This window comes from Gluconobacter potus (assembly GCF_015244705.1).
GTDB classification, from domain to species: Bacteria; Pseudomonadota; Alphaproteobacteria; order Acetobacterales; family Acetobacteraceae; genus Gluconobacter; species Gluconobacter potus.
In genome coordinates, this window is sequence record NZ_JABCQF010000016.1 from 1 (window position 1) to 18,983 (window position 18,983).

General features: G+C 57.0%; 19 protein-coding genes and 1 pseudogene. 6 read left to right on the plus strand and 14 right to left on the minus strand.

Features of this window, described 5'->3' with window-relative positions:
• Positions 1-102 precede the first annotated feature (102 nt).
• From HKD31_RS14190 to HKD31_RS14225, 8 genes are all read right to left on the minus strand, one after another.
• Entirely contained in the window at positions 103-591 is a 489-nt protein-coding gene (locus HKD31_RS14190; RefSeq protein WP_228120830.1) for a cysteine--tRNA ligase, read from the minus strand.
• Positions 592-938: 347 nt separating this feature from the next.
• On the minus strand, positions 939-1,499 hold the full coding sequence (locus HKD31_RS14195; RefSeq protein ID WP_194265582.1) for an LbetaH domain-containing protein: 561 nt from the start codon (positions 1,497-1,499) through the stop codon (positions 939-941).
• Between the two features lie 17 nt (positions 1,500-1,516).
• Positions 1,517-2,680, minus strand: coding sequence for an S-(hydroxymethyl)glutathione dehydrogenase/class III alcohol dehydrogenase (locus HKD31_RS14200; protein ID WP_194265583.1), 1,164 nt, complete (start codon positions 2,678-2,680; stop codon positions 1,517-1,519).
• Between the two features lie 36 nt (positions 2,681-2,716).
• The gene (zigA, locus tag HKD31_RS14205; protein ID WP_194265584.1) at positions 2,717-3,946 is read right to left on the minus strand and encodes a zinc metallochaperone GTPase ZigA; all 1,230 of its coding nucleotides are present in this window, start codon (positions 3,944-3,946) and stop codon (positions 2,717-2,719) included.
• A 13-nt stretch (positions 3,947-3,959) separates the two neighbouring features.
• Entirely contained in the window at positions 3,960-4,469 is a 510-nt protein-coding gene (gene hisI / locus HKD31_RS14210; protein WP_194265585.1) for a phosphoribosyl-AMP cyclohydrolase, read from the minus strand.
• Positions 4,466-5,077 (minus strand): GTP cyclohydrolase I FolE, encoded by a 612-nt coding sequence (gene folE / locus HKD31_RS14215; protein WP_194265586.1) that lies wholly within the window; start codon positions 5,075-5,077, stop codon positions 4,466-4,468. The genes hisI and folE overlap by 4 nt, the downstream gene beginning before the upstream one ends.
• A 391-nt stretch (positions 5,078-5,468) precedes the next feature.
• The gene (locus HKD31_RS14220; RefSeq protein WP_035979553.1) at positions 5,469-6,248 is read right to left on the minus strand and encodes a helix-turn-helix domain-containing protein; all 780 of its coding nucleotides are present in this window, start codon (positions 6,246-6,248) and stop codon (positions 5,469-5,471) included.
• Positions 6,245-6,829 carry a recombinase family protein gene (locus HKD31_RS14225; protein ID WP_010516174.1) on the minus strand — a complete coding sequence of 195 codons (585 nt, stop codon included), beginning with the start codon at positions 6,827-6,829 and terminating at the stop codon, positions 6,245-6,247. Before HKD31_RS14225 ends, HKD31_RS14220 begins: the two co-directional genes overlap by 4 nt.
• Positions 6,830-6,968: 139 nt before the next feature.
• Here HKD31_RS14225 and HKD31_RS14230 point away from each other — a divergent pair, with 139 nt between their 5' ends.
• Positions 6,969-9,944 carry a Tn3 family transposase gene (locus HKD31_RS14230; protein ID WP_194265587.1) on the plus strand — a complete coding sequence of 992 codons (2,976 nt, stop codon included), beginning with the start codon at positions 6,969-6,971 and terminating at the stop codon, positions 9,942-9,944.
• Positions 9,945-9,977: 33 nt separating this feature from the next.
• Here HKD31_RS14230 and HKD31_RS14235 read toward each other — a convergent pair.
• Together HKD31_RS14235 and HKD31_RS14240 are read right to left on the minus strand one after the other, a co-directional pair.
• Positions 9,978-10,343 (minus strand): annotated as a pseudogene (locus HKD31_RS14235) (MFS transporter); the annotation flags it as partial.
• Positions 10,344-10,400: 57 nt separating this feature from the next.
• Positions 10,401-10,970 carry a hydrolase gene (locus tag HKD31_RS14240; RefSeq protein ID WP_048851949.1) on the minus strand — a complete coding sequence of 190 codons (570 nt, stop codon included), beginning with the start codon at positions 10,968-10,970 and terminating at the stop codon, positions 10,401-10,403.
• Between the two features lie 104 nt (positions 10,971-11,074).
• On the opposite strand from HKD31_RS14240, the gene HKD31_RS14245 reads away from it, so the two are divergent.
• Complete coding sequence (locus HKD31_RS14245; RefSeq protein WP_019088884.1) at positions 11,075-11,698, plus strand: TetR/AcrR family transcriptional regulator; 624 nt, start codon at positions 11,075-11,077, stop codon at positions 11,696-11,698.
• A gap of 38 nt (positions 11,699-11,736) precedes the next feature.
• On the opposite strand, the gene HKD31_RS14250 is transcribed toward HKD31_RS14245, so the two are convergent.
• A complete protein-coding gene (locus HKD31_RS14250; protein ID WP_228120833.1) occupies positions 11,737-12,618 on the minus strand; it encodes an AraC family transcriptional regulator in 882 nt (293 codons plus the stop codon).
• Between the two features lie 75 nt (positions 12,619-12,693).
• Here HKD31_RS14250 and HKD31_RS14255 point away from each other — a divergent pair, with 75 nt between their 5' ends.
• The 4 genes from HKD31_RS14255 (at position 12,694) to HKD31_RS14270 (ending at position 15,250) form a co-directional block, all read left to right on the plus strand.
• A complete protein-coding gene (locus tag HKD31_RS14255; protein ID WP_010512209.1) occupies positions 12,694-13,389 on the plus strand; it encodes an O-methyltransferase in 696 nt (231 codons plus the stop codon).
• Between the two features lie 106 nt (positions 13,390-13,495).
• Positions 13,496-13,633 carry a hypothetical protein gene (locus HKD31_RS14260; RefSeq protein WP_010512211.1) on the plus strand — a complete coding sequence of 46 codons (138 nt, stop codon included), beginning with the start codon at positions 13,496-13,498 and terminating at the stop codon, positions 13,631-13,633.
• Between the two features lie 68 nt (positions 13,634-13,701).
• Positions 13,702-14,826, plus strand: a complete 1,125-nt coding sequence (locus HKD31_RS14265; protein ID WP_035367506.1) for an alkene reductase — start codon at positions 13,702-13,704, stop codon at positions 14,824-14,826.
• A 118-nt stretch (positions 14,827-14,944) separates the two neighbouring features.
• Positions 14,945-15,250, plus strand: a complete 306-nt coding sequence (locus tag HKD31_RS14270; RefSeq protein WP_010512214.1) for an ArsR/SmtB family transcription factor — start codon at positions 14,945-14,947, stop codon at positions 15,248-15,250.
• A gap of 31 nt (positions 15,251-15,281) precedes the next feature.
• On the opposite strand, the gene acuI is transcribed toward HKD31_RS14270, so the two are convergent.
• The 3 genes from acuI to HKD31_RS14285 all read right to left on the minus strand — a co-directional run bounded on the left by acuI (position 15,282) and on the right by HKD31_RS14285 (position 18,982).
• Positions 15,282-16,274: an acrylyl-CoA reductase (NADPH) gene (gene acuI / locus HKD31_RS14275; protein ID WP_010512215.1), complete on the minus strand. Its 993-nt coding sequence runs from the start codon at positions 16,272-16,274 to the stop codon at positions 15,282-15,284.
• A 57-nt stretch (positions 16,275-16,331) separates the two neighbouring features.
• Positions 16,332-16,964 (minus strand): acrylate utilization transcriptional regulator AcuR, encoded by a 633-nt coding sequence (gene acuR / locus HKD31_RS14280; protein ID WP_035367504.1) that lies wholly within the window; start codon positions 16,962-16,964, stop codon positions 16,332-16,334.
• A 194-nt stretch (positions 16,965-17,158) separates the two neighbouring features.
• On the minus strand, positions 17,159-18,982 hold the full coding sequence (locus HKD31_RS14285; protein ID WP_035367503.1) for a type IV secretory system conjugative DNA transfer family protein: 1,824 nt from the start codon (positions 18,980-18,982) through the stop codon (positions 17,159-17,161).
• Position 18,983: the final 1 nt, after the last annotated feature.

Here is an 18,983-nt window from a genome sequence, read left to right on the forward strand (position 1 = left end):
ATCGCCAAGACCGCTCAAACGAGCAAGCCGCTCTTCAACATCAAAGAAACCAGGCTGTTTCATTATTCATTCATCCACCCAATCACCACAGGAGGTATGGAATCACAGATACGCACTCAAAACCATGGAGTTTTTAGAACCCTCCACCTGATAGGCATGACCAGCTTCAAGCAACCGGTCGATCAGGGCGATGATGTCGGAGAGGTGTTCCGTTACGCGCGGCTCGAAATCTGGCCGCAGAACACCGAGCGCCGCCATGTCAGCATGATAGGCACTGATGAACCGATCGGTTATTGCACTGATCGGTTGCCCCGTGCGGACCGCCTCGGCGTTGATCTTATCGTCGACATCGGTGAAATTACGGGCGTAAAGGACACGTCTGTAGGAGTGTCGCAAAATACGATACAGCAGATCGAAAACGACCGCCGAGCGCGCATTCCCAAGATGGGCGTAGTTATAGACGGTCGGTCCACAGACATACATTGTGACCCGGTTCGGATCACGCGGTACGAAAATCTGCTTGCTGCGAGACAGTGTGTTCGTGAGCCGTAAAGGGCAAGCATTCTTCTGGCCGTCGCCTATCTGCGTCATGACGGATAATTTCCTTTTGAAGAGTAAATCAGACGGTATGGACCCTCACGCCCGTCACATATCGTTTTGACCTCCAGGCTTCGCATGGTGAAATGGCCATAGTCGGCATGCCAGATCGGCCATGCGTCGCAATCGTCTACGGCACCATCCCTGAACAGAGAGGTCATACCAGCGCCGTGCGTGCGTCATAGATCGTCGTGAACAGGCAAGACCTTAAAGACCACACATCCTGATCTTAGGGTCGAGACATCAGCAATCGCGCGCGGCCTGGTGACGCTGGTTCCCCGAATATGAACGCCAGAATCACCAATGCCAGCCTACTCAAACGCGCCCTTAGTCCCAGACCTCTAAAATTCATTTGCAATGCGTCGATAGGACCGCGCCAGACTGACATTCATCTCCGCGACGCTCTCAGAAAATGCCGTTGCATCCTGCGTGACCTGCGGGATCGTCAGCAGATCCGTATTCGAATGAATCGTCGTCGTGGAGGGAATGTAAAAACCCGTTGGTAAGACGCAGTCTTCGACGACAGAATTATGCCTTACCACGCAACCACGCTCGACCGTGCAGTTAAAGATCACGGAATTGAAGCCAATGAATACCTCGTCTCCAACAGTGCAGGGACCGTGGATGATCGAGCGATGGGCGATTGAGGTGCACGATCCGATTGTCACGGCCGCACCATCTTTCGAGTGGATGACAACACCATCCTGAATGTTCGATCCACTCCCGATCCGGATGGGCTCGACATGGCCATTTTCATCGGATTCATCAGCACGAATAACGGCATAGGGGCCGATGAAGACATCGCCTTCGACGATCACATGACCGCACAGGATCGCGGTCGGGTCGACAAAGGCGCTTTCAGAAACTACGGGGAAATCACCGCGCGGATTTGGTCTCAGCATAGCCACATTTCATCTCCTTAAAGATCGGTCAGAATTTTGCCAGGCAGGTCATTCGACAGGGTTTCTCCCGGCTGATAATGCATGACAGAGCGAATGGCCTCTCCCCGATGCAGAAGATCAAATGCCGTATTGATCCGGTCATGCGTCATGTTGTGGGTGATGTAGGGATCGACGCTGAACTTGCCAGCCAGCCATTCATCGACCATGCCGGGTAGCTGCGAACGCCCTTTAACCCCCCCAAAGGCCGTGCCCCGCCAGACCCGCCCCGTGATCAACTGGAAAGGCCGCGTCGAGATCTCCTCGCCAGCCCCGGCAACACCGATGACCGTGCATTCGCCCCAGCCTTTATGGCAACACTCAAGAGCCGCGCGCATAACATCAACGCGACCGATCGCCTCAAAAGAATAATCCACTCCGCCGCCCGTCATCTCGACGATCACTTTCTGGATCGGATCGGTATGATCGGTCGGATTGACGAGATCGGTCGCCCCCAGATTTCGGGCCAGCAGAAACTTCGCCGGATTGGTGTCGATGCCGATGATCCTTGCGGCACCGGCCATGACAGCCCCCTGAATGACGGCCATGCCAATCGCGCCGAGACCAAAGACAGCCACGGTCGAGCCTGCTTCCACCTTCGCGGCGTTCCGCACGGCGCCCATGCCTGTCGGGACGGCGCACCCCATGACGCTGGCTTTGGCAAGCGGCGCATCTTTGGTGATCTTCGCCACGGCAATTTCGGGCAACACGGTGTATTCGCTGAACGTGCTGGTGCCCATGTAATGAAAGATCTGGCGACCCTTGTAAGAAAAACGGCTCGTGCCGTCGGGCATCAGCCCAAGCGCCTGTGTCTCGCGGATGGTCGAGCAGAGATTGGTCTTGCCCGAGCGGATCATCGGGCAGTTCGGGTCTTCGGGAATATAGAGCGGAATGACATGATCACCCGGAGCAACAGAGGTGACGCCTTTGCCCACATCCTCGACGATCCCCACGCCCTCATGGCCAAGAATGCACGGAAAGCGTCCTTCCGGATCATGCCCTGACAGGGTGAACATATCTGTATGACACAGGCTCGTGGTCACGATACGAACCAGAACCTCGCCGTCTTTCGGACCTTCGAGATCAACCAGATCGATCTCAAGCGGCATGTTGGGTTCCCACGCAATGGCAGCTCGGGTTTTCATGGAAATGTTCCTCAGTAATGACGTGTGATTGCTCGTTCAGGCCGGCTCAAGACTTTCCGACTGGCGACGCCAGACCGGAAAAGGATCGGGGAGGCGTGCGTAGCGTGACGGCTCGAAAGGGGTATCTCCGAGATCCGGCACAAGACAGGCATCAAGGTCCCGGCGCAGTCCTGCTTCATCCATCTCCGCCGTGCCGATGAAGACGATTTCCTGCCGCCGGTCGCCATAGACGGGATCCCAGTTCCCCAGAACGAAATCCCGCCACTGATCTCTGTCCGGCCATTGGTTTTTCGGAATCGCGGCCCACCACAACCCCATTGCTTCGCTCCGCACAAGGGCTCCGGCCTGACTCATTTCTCCTACCCAATCCGGGCGCGTGGCCAGCCAGAAATGACCTTTGGCGCGCACGACACCCGGCCAGTTCCGGTCAAGAAAGGCCTGGAATTTCGCGGGCTCGAACGGACGCCGCGCCCGGTAGACGAAATTGCGAATGCCATATTCGTCCGTTTCAGGAACATGATTGGCAAACCCGTAAAGTTCCTTGAACCACAACGGATGCTGGTGCGCCTTGTCGTAATCGAAGCGACCGGTATTCAGGATCCGTTCAACAGGAACCCGTCCCATATCGGTCTCAATGATGTCGGCGTCTGAATTCAGCGCACGAATGATCTGCCTCGCCGCATCAACCTGATCCGGTGTAGCGGTGGAGACTTTGTTGGTCACCACGACATCAGCAAACTCGATCTGCTGGACGAGCAGATCGACCAAGGCACGCTCGTCGTCCTCCCCGGCTGTTTCGCCCCGATCCTTCAGAAAATCGCTGGATGAATAGTCGCGCAGGAGATTGACCGCATCCACGACCGTCACCATCGTATCCAGCCGTGCGATATCGCTCAGGCTGACATCATTCTCGTCACGGAATTCGAACGTCGCAGCGACAGGCAATGGCTCCGCGATGCCCGTGGATTCAATGAGCAGATAGTCGAACTTCCGCTCCTCTGCGAGCCGTCGGACTTCCTGCAACAGATCATCGCGCAGGGTGCAGCAGATGCAGCCATTCGTCATTTCGACCAGCTTCTCATCGGTGCGCGACAGATTGCTGCCGCCCTCGCGCACCAGATTGGCGTCGATATTGACCTCGCTCATATCATTTACGATCACCGCGACCTTATAACCCTGACGGTTATTCAGAACATGATTGAGCAGGGTCGTCTTGCCCGCGCCCAGAAAGCCGGACAGCACGGTGACGGGAAGCCTGTTGTCCATAGGTGTTTCTCCTCTAGAGCTGCGTCGGGTTCGGGACATCGCCATAGACGGCGACCGGATCGAAGGTCTTGTGCGTTTCGCAAAAGACGAGTTCAGCCGCTGACGCCGAAATGACTTCATCAGCAGGGAGATCGACACGCCGGTAAAAACAGCTTCGATAACCCACATGGCAGTTCGCTCCTGTGCCCGCAGTGCGCACGCGCAACCAGACCGCGTCCTGATCGTCGTCGATCCGCATTTCGATGACATGCTGGATCAGCCCGCTCGTGGCCCCTTTCCGCCAGAGGCACTGGCGACTTCGGCTCCAGTAATGCGCCTCACGGGTTTCGATGGTGCGGGCAAGCGCCTCGGCGTTCATGACGCCGACCATCATCACATCCCCACTCTCTGCGTCCGTCGTGACCACGGTCAGCAGTCCCCTGACGTCGAAACGCGGGGCGAGATCGGTTCCTTCCTCGACTTGCTCGATAGAGACACGAGGTTGGAACGCTGTTGATGCAGAAGGGGGAGCTTCGCCCATCATACGCCCCCTATTCCCGCCATAGCGAAGAACTGGCGACGCAAGGAGTCCGACGTCTCGAACTCGCCCAGCAGGCGGCTGGTCACCATGCTGACGCCCGGCTTGTGTACGCCACGTGTGGTCATGCACTGGTGCGCCGCGTCGATCACGACTGCGACGCCACGCGGCTGAAGAACACTCTGGATCGTGTCGGCGATCTGGGCTGTCAGTTTTTCCTGAATCTGAAGGCGATGGGCGAAGACGTCCACAAGACGCGCCAGCTTGCTGATGCCGACCACCCGCCTGTCGGGCAGGTAGGCCACATGCGCCTTACCAATCAGCGGAATGATATGATGTTCACAATGGGATTCCAGCCGGATGTCGCGCAGTACCACCATTTCATTGTAGTTTCCGGTCTCTTCGAAGGTCCGCTCCAAAAGAGCGACCGGATCATCCTGATACCCCTCGAAAAACTCCTCATAGGCCCGCACCACACGGTCGGGCGTGCCGACAAGCCCCTCACGATCGGGATCGTCACCGGTCCAGGCAAGCAGAGTCCGCACCGCCTCTTCCGCCTGAGCCCGTGTCGGTCGCGCCCGCACTTTCCGGGGCGTTTCAATCAGTGCGTCCATTCAGCCCTCATACCGCCATTGACTATGTTATGTTATAATATAACGTTATGGGCATCATCCACTTCCCGTCAAGCTCCGGAGCCATGCCTATTTTCACACAGCCTCAGCCAACGGCGGAAGTCTCACGTCTTTCATCACCGAAACCAGAATCTCCGGTCCTCAACGATCAGGGGCGTCCCGTTGCCATGTTGTTCATGGAGAGCTGGCCCGCGCCAAAGGTCGACACGCCTGAAGACGCCGCCTTAGCCTGTCCCGCACCGCATGAGGCCATCGTGTGGAAAGTACGCTAAACAACGTTTAGCATGAACAGTAGAAGAACGTCTGGGTAGCGTGATCTTGCCTGAGGGCAAGCCGCTGTTTCTTTGTTGAACAACGGCAAGCAGCACGGAAGTTAGCGGATGAAATATCCGCTAACGCGCCAATATGCCTGTTCACGCGAAAGTACGACGGTTTCAACCGCGTTGGGTTTGTTAGCGAAACGCGTCTGGAACTGAATGATCTGATAGTCACCCGCTGGCGCGCCCGGCAGCGTTTTTGTCTGCATCACGCTTTGGAAAGTGCGTGATGACGGGCGTCCCAACGGTTGTCGTACAGACTGGATCGTAGTGGCCCACTGCGCCGGGGTGATCTTTGCCTTGAACAGTGTGCCTGCGGCTTGCCAGCTTGCATCCCACTGCCCTTCATCAAGCAATTCGACCCATTTGCGGGCATCGGCCGATGCCTTTGTTTCGGCAGGACGGGCAATGCTTGTCGAAATATTCTGGGCGGAAACCCGGGCGTCGTCCTGCCCGCTGATGGTCAAAAGCGCTGCGGCCGCAATGATAAGAGACATGATAAGCATTCCTCCGGTAAGCCACGCCAGGCGATGCCCCGACGATCGCGGCGGTGCTGGCTCTTTGGCTCTATCCACCGAAGAAGTTGCTTCGGCACCCCCAATTTCTTTGGGGCCGACATTATTTGGGGTGCCCCCATCCATCTCGGCGAGACGTCGGGCAGCTTCACGGCTGCTCGAAACGCCCAGCTTGCGCCGCGCATCGCGTAGGCGGTCATTTATTGTGTGCACCGACAGACCAAGCGTATTGGCGATGGATTTCGCGTCATGGCCGACCAGAAGCAGACGTAGAGCTTCTTTCTCGCGCGCGCTGAGAACCACTTGATCGTCTGTTGTCATGATACAGCCGATGGTGTCGGCCGCGCGACGCCAAGACGCTTCATCTCGCGATAGACAGTCGATCGCCCGATCCCGAGCTGACGCGCCGCTTCAGTCGGCGACACGCTCGCCGCGATAAGTTTTAGCGCCGCGCTGATCTTGTCGTTGTCGAGCGGCTGCCGCCCCGGCAGCCTGCCCTTTGCTCTCGCCGCTGCAATCCCGTCGCGTGTACGTTCTGAGATCAGTCGCCGCTCAAAATGCGCAATGGCGCCGAAGACGTGGAAGATCAGCTCTCCGGCTGCGGAGGAAGTGTCGATTTTCTCCTCCAGGCTGAGCAACGCTATTCCGCGTGAGCGGAGCATGGTCACCGTTGTCAGCAACTCTCCCAGTGAACGACCGAGGCGGTCGAGCCGCACAACCGCAAGCGTATCGCCCTTGCGTGCGTATTCCAGCAGCTCGTCCAGTCCTGGTCGCTCCATGCTCTTGCCCGACATCACATCGGTGAACACACGGATCGTACCGGCTTCTTCCAATCGCATACGCTGCCCGGCCACATCCTGATCACCGGTACTGACACGCGCGTATCCCAGAATGCCGCCCATGGCACCGTCTCCCAAACGACCGTTCTGTGGACACTGAGTGAATGACCATTCCGGATCGACAATATCCGTCCACATAATGCGTCTCTTTACTCTCCGCTGTCCATAGCCGAGACTGACCTTTTGTGGACGGAATGACAGCGTGACCAGGCTCAAACATCACCTGCTGACAGCCCAGGAACGGGATCAGATGCTCGCCATCCCGACAGACCGGGACAGTCTGGTCCGCCTTTACACTTTCGAGCCATCGGATCTGGATATCATCGGTTCCCGGCGCAGGCGACGCACCCAGATGGGCGTTGCCGTGCAACTGGCGTTACTCAGGCACCCGGGAACAACACTGGCTCAGTTTGTGCAGGACGTCGGATCGACGCCATCCGCGTTGGTCGCCTTCGTGGCAGACCAACTTGAGCTTTCCGGCAGCGACCTCGCCGATTACGCCGCGCGGGAGCAGACGATGACCGATCATGCCCGCGATCTGATGACGATCCTTGGCCTGCGCGCGCCCCAGAGAGTCGATATCCCGTTCATGATCGAGGCTGCGGCAAACGCAGCCTGGGCCACGGACAGCGGCATCGTAATCGTCCGGGCCGTGATGGACGCGCTACGCCATGCCAAAATCGCACTCCCTTCGATTTCAACCATCGAACGCGCCAGCATTGCGGGACGGGCGCGGGCCCGACGGAAGACCGCGCAGGCGTTAACGCAGGGCCTCACAGGCGATCAGGTCACGGCGCTGGATCGGCTTTTCGCCACAACGCCTGAAGGGAGCATCAGCCAACTTGCCTCGCTCAAGACCATACCGGTTGCCGTCAAGCCGGATCACATCAAGCGCATTCTGGAATTGTTGAGACCGGTTCGACAGATCGGGATTGATCCCGTCGTCGCCAAGCGCATTCACATCGACCGCTTTCACCAATACGTCCGGGAAGGCCGGATATCTCCGGCCTCGATGATCGAGCGCTACACGCCATCACGCCGTTACGCCACGCTCGTCGCTTTCCTGATCGATGCCGAGGAACGTCTGACGGACAGCGCCCTGGACATGGCTGACAAGCTGGTCGGCAGCATCTTTACCCGGGCACGGAACACAAAGGCCCGCAGCTTTTCGGCAACATCGAAGAACGTCGCACGCCTGATGCGCCTGTTTCAGGCGACCATCGATGCCTTGGCCGAGGCGGCCAGCGACGGCAGAGATCCTATGGAAACTCTGGATGCCACGGTCGGATGGGCGACCCTGTTGAAAGCAAGGTCAGAGGTTGGGGCGATCGCCAGGACTGCCGACCTCGATCCTCTGACAGCCGCTGCGGAGCGTTATATTACCCTTCGAAAATTCGCGCCCGATCTGCTGGAAACGCTGGAATTCCAGGCAGGAAGAGGAGGCGCCAAGACCTTGGCTGCGATCACGTTGTTGCGGAATCTCAACAGAGCAGGCAAACGCGATTTACCTGGCGACGCACCGATGCCGTTTCGCAAGGAATGGCAGAAGATCGTTATCGATCAGGATGACAAGCCCAACCGGCGTCTGTGGGAAATCGCGACGCTCGCGCATTTGCGCAACAAGCTGCGTTCCGGTGATGTGTGGATCGAGCGGTCGGCCAATTATCGTCGCTTCGACAGCTACATGCTCAGTACGGAGCAGGCAAAACCGTTCATTGCCGAACTTGACCTTCCCCTGTCGGCGGATGAATGGCTGGATCAGCGCGCTCGCGAATTGGATAAACGCCTGAAGAAGTTTGCGCAAAGCCTGAAACGCGACGCTTTGCAAGGCGTACGATTCCGAGACGGGCACCTCCAGATATCGCCGATACGCGCAACAACGCCTCCCAAGGCGGAAGACCTGGCGCAACAGCTCAACGCCCTGATGCCGCCAATCCGCATCACGGAGCTGCTGCACGAGGTGGCGCAGGCCACCGGTTTTTTGAACGCCTTTACCAACCTGCGCACGGGCGAAGCCTGCCCCCACGAGAACGCGTTGCTTGCTGCCATTCTGGCGGACGCTACCAATCTGGGGCTGTCACGCATGGCTGCCGCGAGTCACGGCGTTACCCGTGATCAGCTCTTCTGGACCCACGACGCTTACGTCCGCGACGAAAATTACCGCAAGGCGCTGGCTATCCTCATCGACTCTCACCATCGTCTGCCATTTTCCCGCATCTGGGGTGAGGGTTCGAGTTCAAGCTCCGATGGACAGTTCTTTCGCGGGGCCAAGCGCGGTGCCTCAGGCGGAGACGTCAATGCCCGCTATGGCGTCGACCATGGGTTCAGCTTTTACACGCATGTGTCTGATCAGCGCGCCCCATACCATGTGAAGGTCATCTCGGCTGCGACACACGAAGCGCCATACGTGCTCGACGGCCTGACCAATCATGGAACGGGGCTTAAAATCACCGAGCATTATACCGACACGGGTGGTGCCACCGACCATGTCTTCGCGCTCTGCGCCCTGTTGGGTTTTCGCTTTTGCCCACGCCTGCGCGACTTTCCGGATAGACGCCTGGCGTCCATCGCACCGGCCAGTTCCTATCCCTCCATCAGCCCGCTGCTTGGCAAAACCATCTGCACCGACATCATTCGGGAACAATGGGAGGACGTGCTGCGGCTTGTCGGATCAATCAAGGCCGGGCATGTCGCGCCCTCCAGGATGTTGCGCAAGCTTGCTGCCTATGAGCGCCAGAATCGGCTCGACGTCGCACTCCAGGAAATCGGCAAGATCGAGCGCACTCTGTTCATGCTCGACTGGCTCGAAACCCCTGATCTGCGGCAGAGATGTCAGGCAGGGCTCAACAACAGCGAGCAGCGGCATGTGCTGACCCAGGCAATCCATACCTTCCGCCAGGGACGGATCATCGACCGCAGCCATGAAGCCCAGCAATACCGGGCGTCGGGCCTCAATCTCGTCATCGCGGCGATCGTCTACTGGAATACAGTCTATCTGCAAACCGCCGTCACACATCTGCGCTCAACATCGGCGGTCGTCCCGGAGGACCTGCTGGCGCATACTTCCCCGGTGGGATGGGAGCACATCGCCTTTTCCGGAGACTTCCTCTGGGACAAAGCCGCAGCTTCTGCGGGCCGCAAGACGCTCAATCTGTCGAAACAGGCTCGTGCCGCCTGATCGTTCCTTTATTGTTCATGCCAAACGTTGTTTAGCGTACCATCCACACGATGGCCTCTGTAAGAGGCGGAATATGATGAGTGACGAAGCAGACCATGCCAGGGCACAGAGACCTGAAGTAATCGTAAAAGCACCGAAACACCCCAGATAAACCGCCCTGCCGCCGATACGGCCAACAAGCCAGCCACTCAACGGCAGTGTCAGGGCCAGTGCCAGCAGATAGCCGCTCACTACCCATTGGATGACCGAAAATGGTGCGTGCAGTGTCGTGACGAGATCCGGTAGCGAGACATTCACGATCGTCGCATCCAGTTGCGACATGAAAGACCCGATCGCCGCGACACTGACGATTTTCCAAATACCCGCCGGAAGTCGGGCGGGCTCTTGCGATTGCGGCAAAGCTGTTGCTTTCAGATTTATGTCACGGCGTTAAAGAGCCGCGAGCAGCTATTTTGCTCAGGGCTCCAGAGTGATGGCGTCACTGGTCGTGACGCGGCCGAGCATCGGGAAAACATGGTCACAGGCAAAGCGCTGCATTTCTTCGGCGAAAGTGGATGTCAGATCTTCCGCAATCACCACGCCGTAACCATGCTCATGTGCGGCGCGGGCGGTGGACTCGACACCCATATTCGTTGCGATGCCACCCAGCACGATCGTCGTGATTCCGCGCCGCCGAAGCTGAAGATCCAGGTCGGTTCCATAGAAGGCACCCCACTGTTTCTTTGTGACAAGCAGGTCTGTCGGCTCGGCCAGCCCCTCGACCAGTTCGGTCCAGCCAGGGGCAAATCCACCCGGGGGCGGCGCAAAAGGACGATCGACCTCGGTATGCACGGCATCGGCGAAATCGGGAGCAAAGGCGACATTGACCAGAATGACGGGCGAACCTGCGGCCCGAAACCGGGATGCAAGCTTTTTGGAGCGTTCGACAACCGCCTCTCCCGTGAAAGGAGCCAGCGTCCGATCGACAATACCTTTCTGGAGATCAATCAGGATCAGGGCGGTCCGGGGCGCTGAAAGAGAAATCATGACGGTTCTTCCCTGTATGCTCATACGACTTACGGACTCGTTGTCCGATAGGCGCAGAGTTGATAGAAATTGAGTTAACACTCAAACAGGAGCATTATTTGAGCATGAACTCAACTTCGTCAAGGGGAAAGCGGGCGGCGCTTCAGCCGCGCCGTGCAGTCGGCAGGCAGAGAGTGGCGGAGTTGCTAGCGGCTGCGTCCGATCTCATGGCGGAGCATGGGTACGAAGCCACAACAATGGCGGAGATCGCCAGCAAGGCCGGCGCGAAGATCGGTTCGCTCTACCGTTTCTTCCCCAACAAGGAGGCAGTCGGGGAAGTACTCTTGCAGCAACACATGGCGATCGTGCATGACGAATATGAAGCGCTGGAAAAGCGTGCAGCGGATCTTTCACCTGAAGAACTGGCTGACATCCTGATTGACCTGCTGGCGGTGCTTTATCCGCGTGTAAAATCCCTTCCGGCGCTGATGGAGGCGCATACTGACCGGACGGAAATCCGTGACCGATCACGCCAGCAGGCTCTGGCCGGTATTTCGGCCGCCCTGCGGGTGTGTGCGTCTGGACTGGACGAGCAGACGGCCGGCGATATTGCGGCGGTTGTCCTGAACAATATGAAGGTCATGCTGGGTATGACCCTGAAGGACGCTCCGACGACGCCTGGTGCGCCTGATGAACTGCGCCACATGAACAGGCTCTATCTTTCCGCCCGGCTTGGTCCCCGCCAGTGAAAACGAGTGGCCGAAATTCAAAAAAACTTGCTAATCCATTATCCAGAATATCGCTCGGCCATATAACGTCCAGGAGACATACCCAGCACCTTGCGGAACATCGTCACGAAGCTCGGTACACTCTCATAGCCTAGATGCCCCGCAACCTGCTGGATCGTCGCACCATCTGCCAGCCATTGAACAGCAAGCATGACGTTCAACTGCTGCCGCCAGCGTCCGAAACTCATGCCGGTCTCCTGGCTGATCAGGCGCGACAGGGTGCGCTCGCTGACTCCGGCCTGTCTGGCCCAGGTATCGAGCGTTTTCCGCTCACCTGGCGCCCCAGTCATCATGCTGACAATCCCTCGAAGACGCCTATCGACAGGCATGGGAAGATGGAGATCCTCGACCCTGGCCCGAGCAAGTTCATCAAGAAGCACGTCCAGCAGGCGTGAGTTTGCGCCGTTTTCTTCATAGTAGAGTGGCAGTTCGGATGCCCGAACCAGCAGCTCGCGAAGCAGCGGCGTTACGGCGACCGCACAGCAGGTTTCAGGCAAGGGAGGACCAAGCGCGGGATCAATGAATGCATTATACCCCTCAAGCGCACCGCTTATCCTGATGGCATGGCGTGCCCCGCCTGGTATCCAGATGGCACTACGCGGCGGAACAACCCATAATCCGCTATCCCCTTCGCAGGTAAGCGCGCCGCGTTGCACCAGCATAATCTGGCTTTTGGCATGACTGTGAAAGTCCAGTTCCATGCTCTCAGCCTGCCCGGTCGCATAACCGTAGGTTACGATCGCCCGGGGAACGTCATCCGGTTCGATCCAGTCTTCCGTCTTCGACAATTCGTTCAGCATGGGCATAGACGTATTTTTGACGGCAAGGATCAGTTTGGCAAGATTGAATAATAATCTGACCTGATATCTGAATGACGCCATATCCATGCAGGGCTATTCCTGAGCAGACAATCAATCAAAATTTTCAAGATCCTGACATCTGCGAAAGGACGCCCCGTGAACACATTGACCACCAGCCCAGTCATTACCCTCCTGGAAACGCTGCACAGGAATGCAGAAACGTCCGACCGCGAACTCATGGAAACCATGATGGCGCGCTTTAACGCACCGGAAACATCGGCTGAACAGGTGATGGCAGAACTACTTGCCCAAGAAAGAGCCGACTATCGGAGCGTCTATCACGACTATGCCGACAATTTTCTCGCCGTCTCGCCGCGCTACGGTCAGTTTCTCTACATGATGACACGAGCCTGCAAAGCCCGTCGGGTCGTAGAATTCGGCACGTCGATGGGAATCTCGACCATTTATCTGGCCACGGCCCTTCGTGATAATGGTGGCGGGCAGTTGATCGGTAGCGAAATGGAACGCACCAAGGTGGCACAGGCGCGGGCAAATCTTGATGCAGCAGGCTTAGCTGATCTGGTGGATATTCGTGAAGGCGATGCGCTTGAAACGCTCCGCGATATTGATGGACCGGTTGATCTTCTTCTACTCGACGGTGCGTTCTCGCTCTATCTGCCAGTTCTGAAACTGATCGAACCCCGGCTGGCACCCGGCGCAGCGATCTTCGGCGAAAATGCGTTTGATCCAGACTACATCGCTTACCTGAACAACCCGGCGAATGGATATTTGTCCCAGACGCTGCCGCTGGACGAAGGCCGAGGCAACGGGTTCGCTGTCAGGGTCGGGTGATGGCACACGGAGAGTAGCCAGATTAAATCTTAAAACCTAGGTATTGACATATCTCGATGTGTAGTTATGTTTGGCAGTGTCACTCACCCACAGAAGGAGACGCCCGGTGAAGTTTGCCAATCAGCTCGATACCGACGCCGAGCGCCTCGGTGGTTACAAAAGGTCAGGCATTGAACGCAAAACCCAAAAATTAGCGCTTGATGCCCGCAGCCGGCTCAACGAGGCTTCTGCCGGACTGTTCTGATCCCGAGTGGATATGAGGCCTTTCACGCTCTCATATATTAATGTTTCTAAATATCTAGGATTAGCAAAATGCAAAACTCGGTTCTCTTCGACAGTCTGACCCTGGGTCCGTATACCCTCAGAAATCGGATCGTTCTCCCCCCGCTCACACGTTCTCGCAGCTCCCAGCCGGGAAACATCCCCAATGATCTGATGGCGACCTACTACCGCCAACGCTCCAGTGCAGGGTTCATGGTGACCGAGGGGACACAGATCGAACCGCGCGGACAGGGATATGCGTGGACACCCGGCATCTACAGTCCCGAACAGGTAGAGGGCTGGCGCAAGATCACCGATGCCGTTCACGCCGAGGGAGGAACCATCTTCTTGCAATTATGGCATGTGGGGCGCGTATCTCACACCTCCCTCCAGCCTGGTGGAGCCGCTCCGGTCGCGCCATCGGCGATCCCGGCCGAAAATGTCAAAGTGTTCGTTGAAACCGGCCCGGGCCAGGGTGCTCTCACACTACCGTCCGCACCACGCGCCCTGACCACCGCAGAGGTCAAGGAACTCGTCCAGCTCTATGCCAAAGCAGCGCGCAATGCTCTTGATGCGGGCTTTGACGGCGTGGAGATCCACAGCGCCAACGGCTATCTGATAAACCAGTTCATCTCTACCCACACCAACCAGCGCGAGGATGAATATGGCGGCTCACTGGAAAACCGACTGAGATTCCTGGCCGAAGTGACGCAGGCGGTTGCCGATGTCGTCGGTAAAGAGCGAATGGGAGTCCGCTTTTCTCCCCTGTTCGCTTCCACCAACGAGGACCGCGTCTATCTTGGTCTTGTCGAGGAAGACCCCCACACGACCTACATTGAGGCCATAAAGGTTCTCGAAAAAGTTGGGGTCGCTTACGTCTCGATTGCCGAGGCGGATTGGGATAACGCGCCGGAACTGCCTGAATCCTTCCGTGCGGACGTACGGAAAAACTTCAGCGGCCGGGTTCTCTATGCTGGCAGGTACACTCCCGAGCGTGGCGTGCGCGTGGTCAAGGCAGGCTGGGGCGATCTGATTGCCTTCGGGCGTCCCTTCATCGCAAACCCCGATTTGCCGGAACGCATCGCTCATGGTTGGCCGCTCAATCCAGTAGATCCTACGACCATGTATGGCGGCACCGACAAAGGATATACTGACTATCCCACCTATCAGCGTTAGGGATTTCAGGCCGTGTCCAGACATCTGGACACGGCTTCTGACACTTCCAGCGTAATTAGGTCCATCCCAAAGGAAACGAGATATTGCTATATTGGCATTTCTCGCTATATGGAGGATCATGAGCATCGATATCAACGACGCACTGAAGGCCTTGGACAACCCCGCCCGGCTGGCAATCTTGGCGAAGCTCAAGGACCCTCGCAAGAATTACCCTGAACAGGAAGTCGATCCTGAGCAGGTAGGTGTCTGCGTGAGCATCATACAGGAGCGGGCCGGCCTGTCTCAGTCGACCATTTCGCTGTATCTGACAGCACTACAACGCGCCAAGCTCGTCACGTCGCAGCGCATAGGCCCCTGGACCTATTACAAGCGCGATGAGGCGAACATCGCGGAATTCCTGAAACAGTTGCAGGATCTGATTTGAGCGGCGATCGCAATCGCCGCTCCATCTCCTTTCAACTTTTCTGAATCTCGACAACCAGTCGGCCCCGCACTTTTCCGGCAATGATATCTTGGCCGGCTGTGATGACGTCCTCAAGATGGATCGTCGCGGTGATCTCGCCTAATTTCTCGCGATCGAGATCCGTTGCAAGACGCGCCCAGGCTTCAAGGCGACGCGGCTTCGGACACATTACCGAATCAATACCAAGCAGCGAGACGCCGCGCAGGATGAACGGTGCTACCGATGCAGGCAGGTCCATTCCCTGCGCCAAGCCACAAGCCGTAACTGCACCGCCGTATCGGGTCATCGACAGCACATTAGCGAGCGTATGTGAGCCCACAGCATCGATGCCCGCGATCCACCGTTCCTTGCCGAGCGGACGCATGGGGCCGGAAAGTTCGTTACGATCAATGATTTCGGCCGCTCCGAGGCTCCTGAGATAATCTGCTTCCTCTGCCCGCCCGGTCGAAGCGATGACGTGCCAGCCAGCCTTCGCCAACAGGGCAATCGCGACTGAACCCACGCCGCCAGCAGCACCTGTGACGATTACCGGCCCATCAGATGGCTGCAATCCATGCTTTTCCAGCGCCAGAACGCTGAGCATTGCAGTGTAGCCCGCAGTGCCGATCGCCATAGCCTCGGCTGGCGTCAGCCCGGCAGGCAAGGGTACGAGCCAATCCCCTTTGACACGGCTTTTCTCGGCATAAGAACCGAGATGTGTTTCACCCGTTCCCCAGCCGTTCAGGATGACTTGGTCGCCGACGCGGAAATCCGGATGACCTGATGCTTCAACTACGCCAGCACCATCAATGCCCGGGATCATGGGAAAGCGCCGGACGACCGGAGCCTTGCCTGTCAGAGCCAGGCCATCCTTATAGTTGACCGTGGAATGCGTCACTCGAAACGTGACGTCTCCGTCCATCAAATCCGCCTCGCTGAAATCTTTCAGTCCAACGATCTGACTCGTGTCGTTTTTCTCGATCACGATCGCCCGAAATGTGCTCATAGTGCCGTGCCTCCTTTATAATTAGACCGATCGTCTAGTGTTGCCGAAAAAAAGGGATCAGGTGCGGAGCATCGCAAGAAATCCCTCTGCGAAGGTTCTAAGTGGGGTACTGTTGCGTTCGAGCTTGGCGCGGAGAACTGCTCCTTCCCAGCCGATCCAAAAAAACGCGGCAAGATGATCGGCATCATGATGGTTGCGGATCTCACCTGCTGCCTGCGCTGCGCGCAAACACAGGGCCGTGCACCGTTGCCAGTCTGCAAAAATATCACTCAGTTTCTGACGAAAGGCTTCTGGAAGCGCACCCATCTCCTGCCCCAGATTGCCAACAAGACAGCCGCGCGAAAACGCAAAGCGCTCCATTGCTGCCTCTGCATCGACCATGAAAGCTTTCAGCCGATCCAACGGCGAGAGGCCATCATCGGCAAAGAACCGATCCAGCTTGCGTGCGAAATAATGACCATAGTGATCAATCAGTTCGGCGCCAAAAGCCTCCTTGCTTTCAAAATAGTAATAGAACGAGCCTTTAGGTACCCCGACCACCTTTAGCACCTCGTCGAGACCGGTTGCGGAAAAACCTTTCTCTGTCAGCGCTACCAAGCCAGCCCGCACCAGTGATGCGCGCGTCTCGTTGAATCCGGCCGTTGCCTTCGGTGGACGTCCGCGACGACGGGAAGGAGTGGCAGGATTCATACTGATTTAATTAGACCGAACATCTATATAATTCAAACGGAGAGTCACCAACGCACTGATAGTTGATCCTGGCGACGAAGCACTTACCTCCCCATGCCCTTGGCAACCCAACTTCATCCCTCTCGCTGTTGAGGCCAGCATTTCGCAATCATAAAGCGAAGCAGCCTCAACTGTGTCAGAGCGCTCCGCAACGCTCAGGTAGGAAGCTTATTGAACCGATTGGCTGCAATTTTTTCCCTGATTTCGGGCCGTCGGAAATAGATCGGCATTCCACAGCGCAATGGGCGGCCACCCCGAACCACCACAAACGCTTCATCCACCCTAGTGTCATTCAGCAACTCTTCCCGACGGATCAGCGGACGACTGATTTCATGGTAGCTGGAGTTCGCACCGCGTGAGCGGTTACTGGCTTCCCACCCCTTTCCGGACGTGCCGGAGTTGCTGCCCTCGGATGTCGCCATGACGCCATATTGACCAAAGGTTTCTTCCAGTTCCTTGGCCGTATCGAGGTCAGAGATCGCAACATATGTCCGATGTGCAGCCGCCTCGTACCATGCGCGCTTTCCCTCGCGCCCCCATTGTTCTTCAAGCTGGCCGACCGACTGGTAAAGCAGCCTCAGAGTGATGCCATATTTCCGACCAGCATCCCGCGCTGTTGCCATGATTCGCATCCGCCCAAGACGGGCAACCTCATCCAGCAGGAAAAGGACACGATTCTGGATATGACCATCCGCCTCATAAACAGCGTTCAGCAAGGCTCCAATGATTGTGCGGCCGATTTCCGGTGTGTTTTCCAAGGCTCGCAAGGGCAACTGGACGAAAATATCCGTCTTACCGTCGATAAGATCGGACGACCGAAAACTGTCTCCGGACACGAGGTCAGCAAAGGCGGGATTACTGAGCCAAGATGTCTTGTCATCGGCGTTGCCGTACACACCCGAAAATGTTTCATCGACCAATCCTTTAAGCGCACCGGCTATTTGGCTCGCATAGGCGCACGGGCTGTTCGCATGAATCGTGCTGAGCAGATTCCTCATTTCTTCCTGCGGCGTGCAAACCCCGCTTCTCAGCGTCCGCAACGTCTTTTCTTCGTCTGGTAGATCCGGATCAAACATCATGTGCGCCAATAAACACGTCACAAGGTTTCGGCCCTGCTTATCAAAAAACTCATTATTATTGTCTTTTTTTGAACTACTCTCTCGACAGATCCATGACACGACATCCTGTATATTTGTAATAGCTTCGGGAGAATGAATGTCGATCCAGTCGAGAACATTAAACCCGATATCTCCACCGAGCCGCAGTTCATAAACCTGATGCTCCAGCGTCCTGGAACGGAACGGCCGGAGCATTGGACCCAATTCCGTGCTTGGATCAAGGACCACTGCTGATCCTGTCCATGTCGTCAGTGTGGTGACTGCCGATGTTGATTTGAACGATCCCGGTCCGGCAAAAACGAGGCTATGGGTCGACCCCGTTTCGCAGGGGTCTATAAGCAGTGGAGCCCGCCCGCCCTGTCCCCAAGTCTTTGGATCTTTAGGATGAAAAGGCATTTTTGCGCGCGGATCTTCATCGACACGGTATGCTTCACCAACAACCACCCCCCCGTAGTCCGGAGAAGGGCACGGAAAGAGCTTCCTGGCCTGCTTCATCGTCATCCAGTCGGCATAGCCGTGATTCTCAGTCACGCCACGGATCGGCGGCTGCCTTCGACTGAAGATGGAACGCCGAAGCGACGGACCAATTGCACCACGCCGCAAAGCCACTGCCAGCAGTATCAACACCACCACAATGCTGCCCGCACCCGCGCCGATCTTGAGCCACAGCACAACGACCGGGTTATCTCGGCCGTAAAGAAAATATAACCACCATTGATAAAATGGATGCGCGAACGAGCCCAACAAACCCGTTCCTTTTAAGAATACGACTGATGCAACGACAGTCCACGACACCAAAACTATCGCTACACTGAAAACAATCCTTGAAGTCAGGACAATCGACTTGGTTTCAAACGCCATA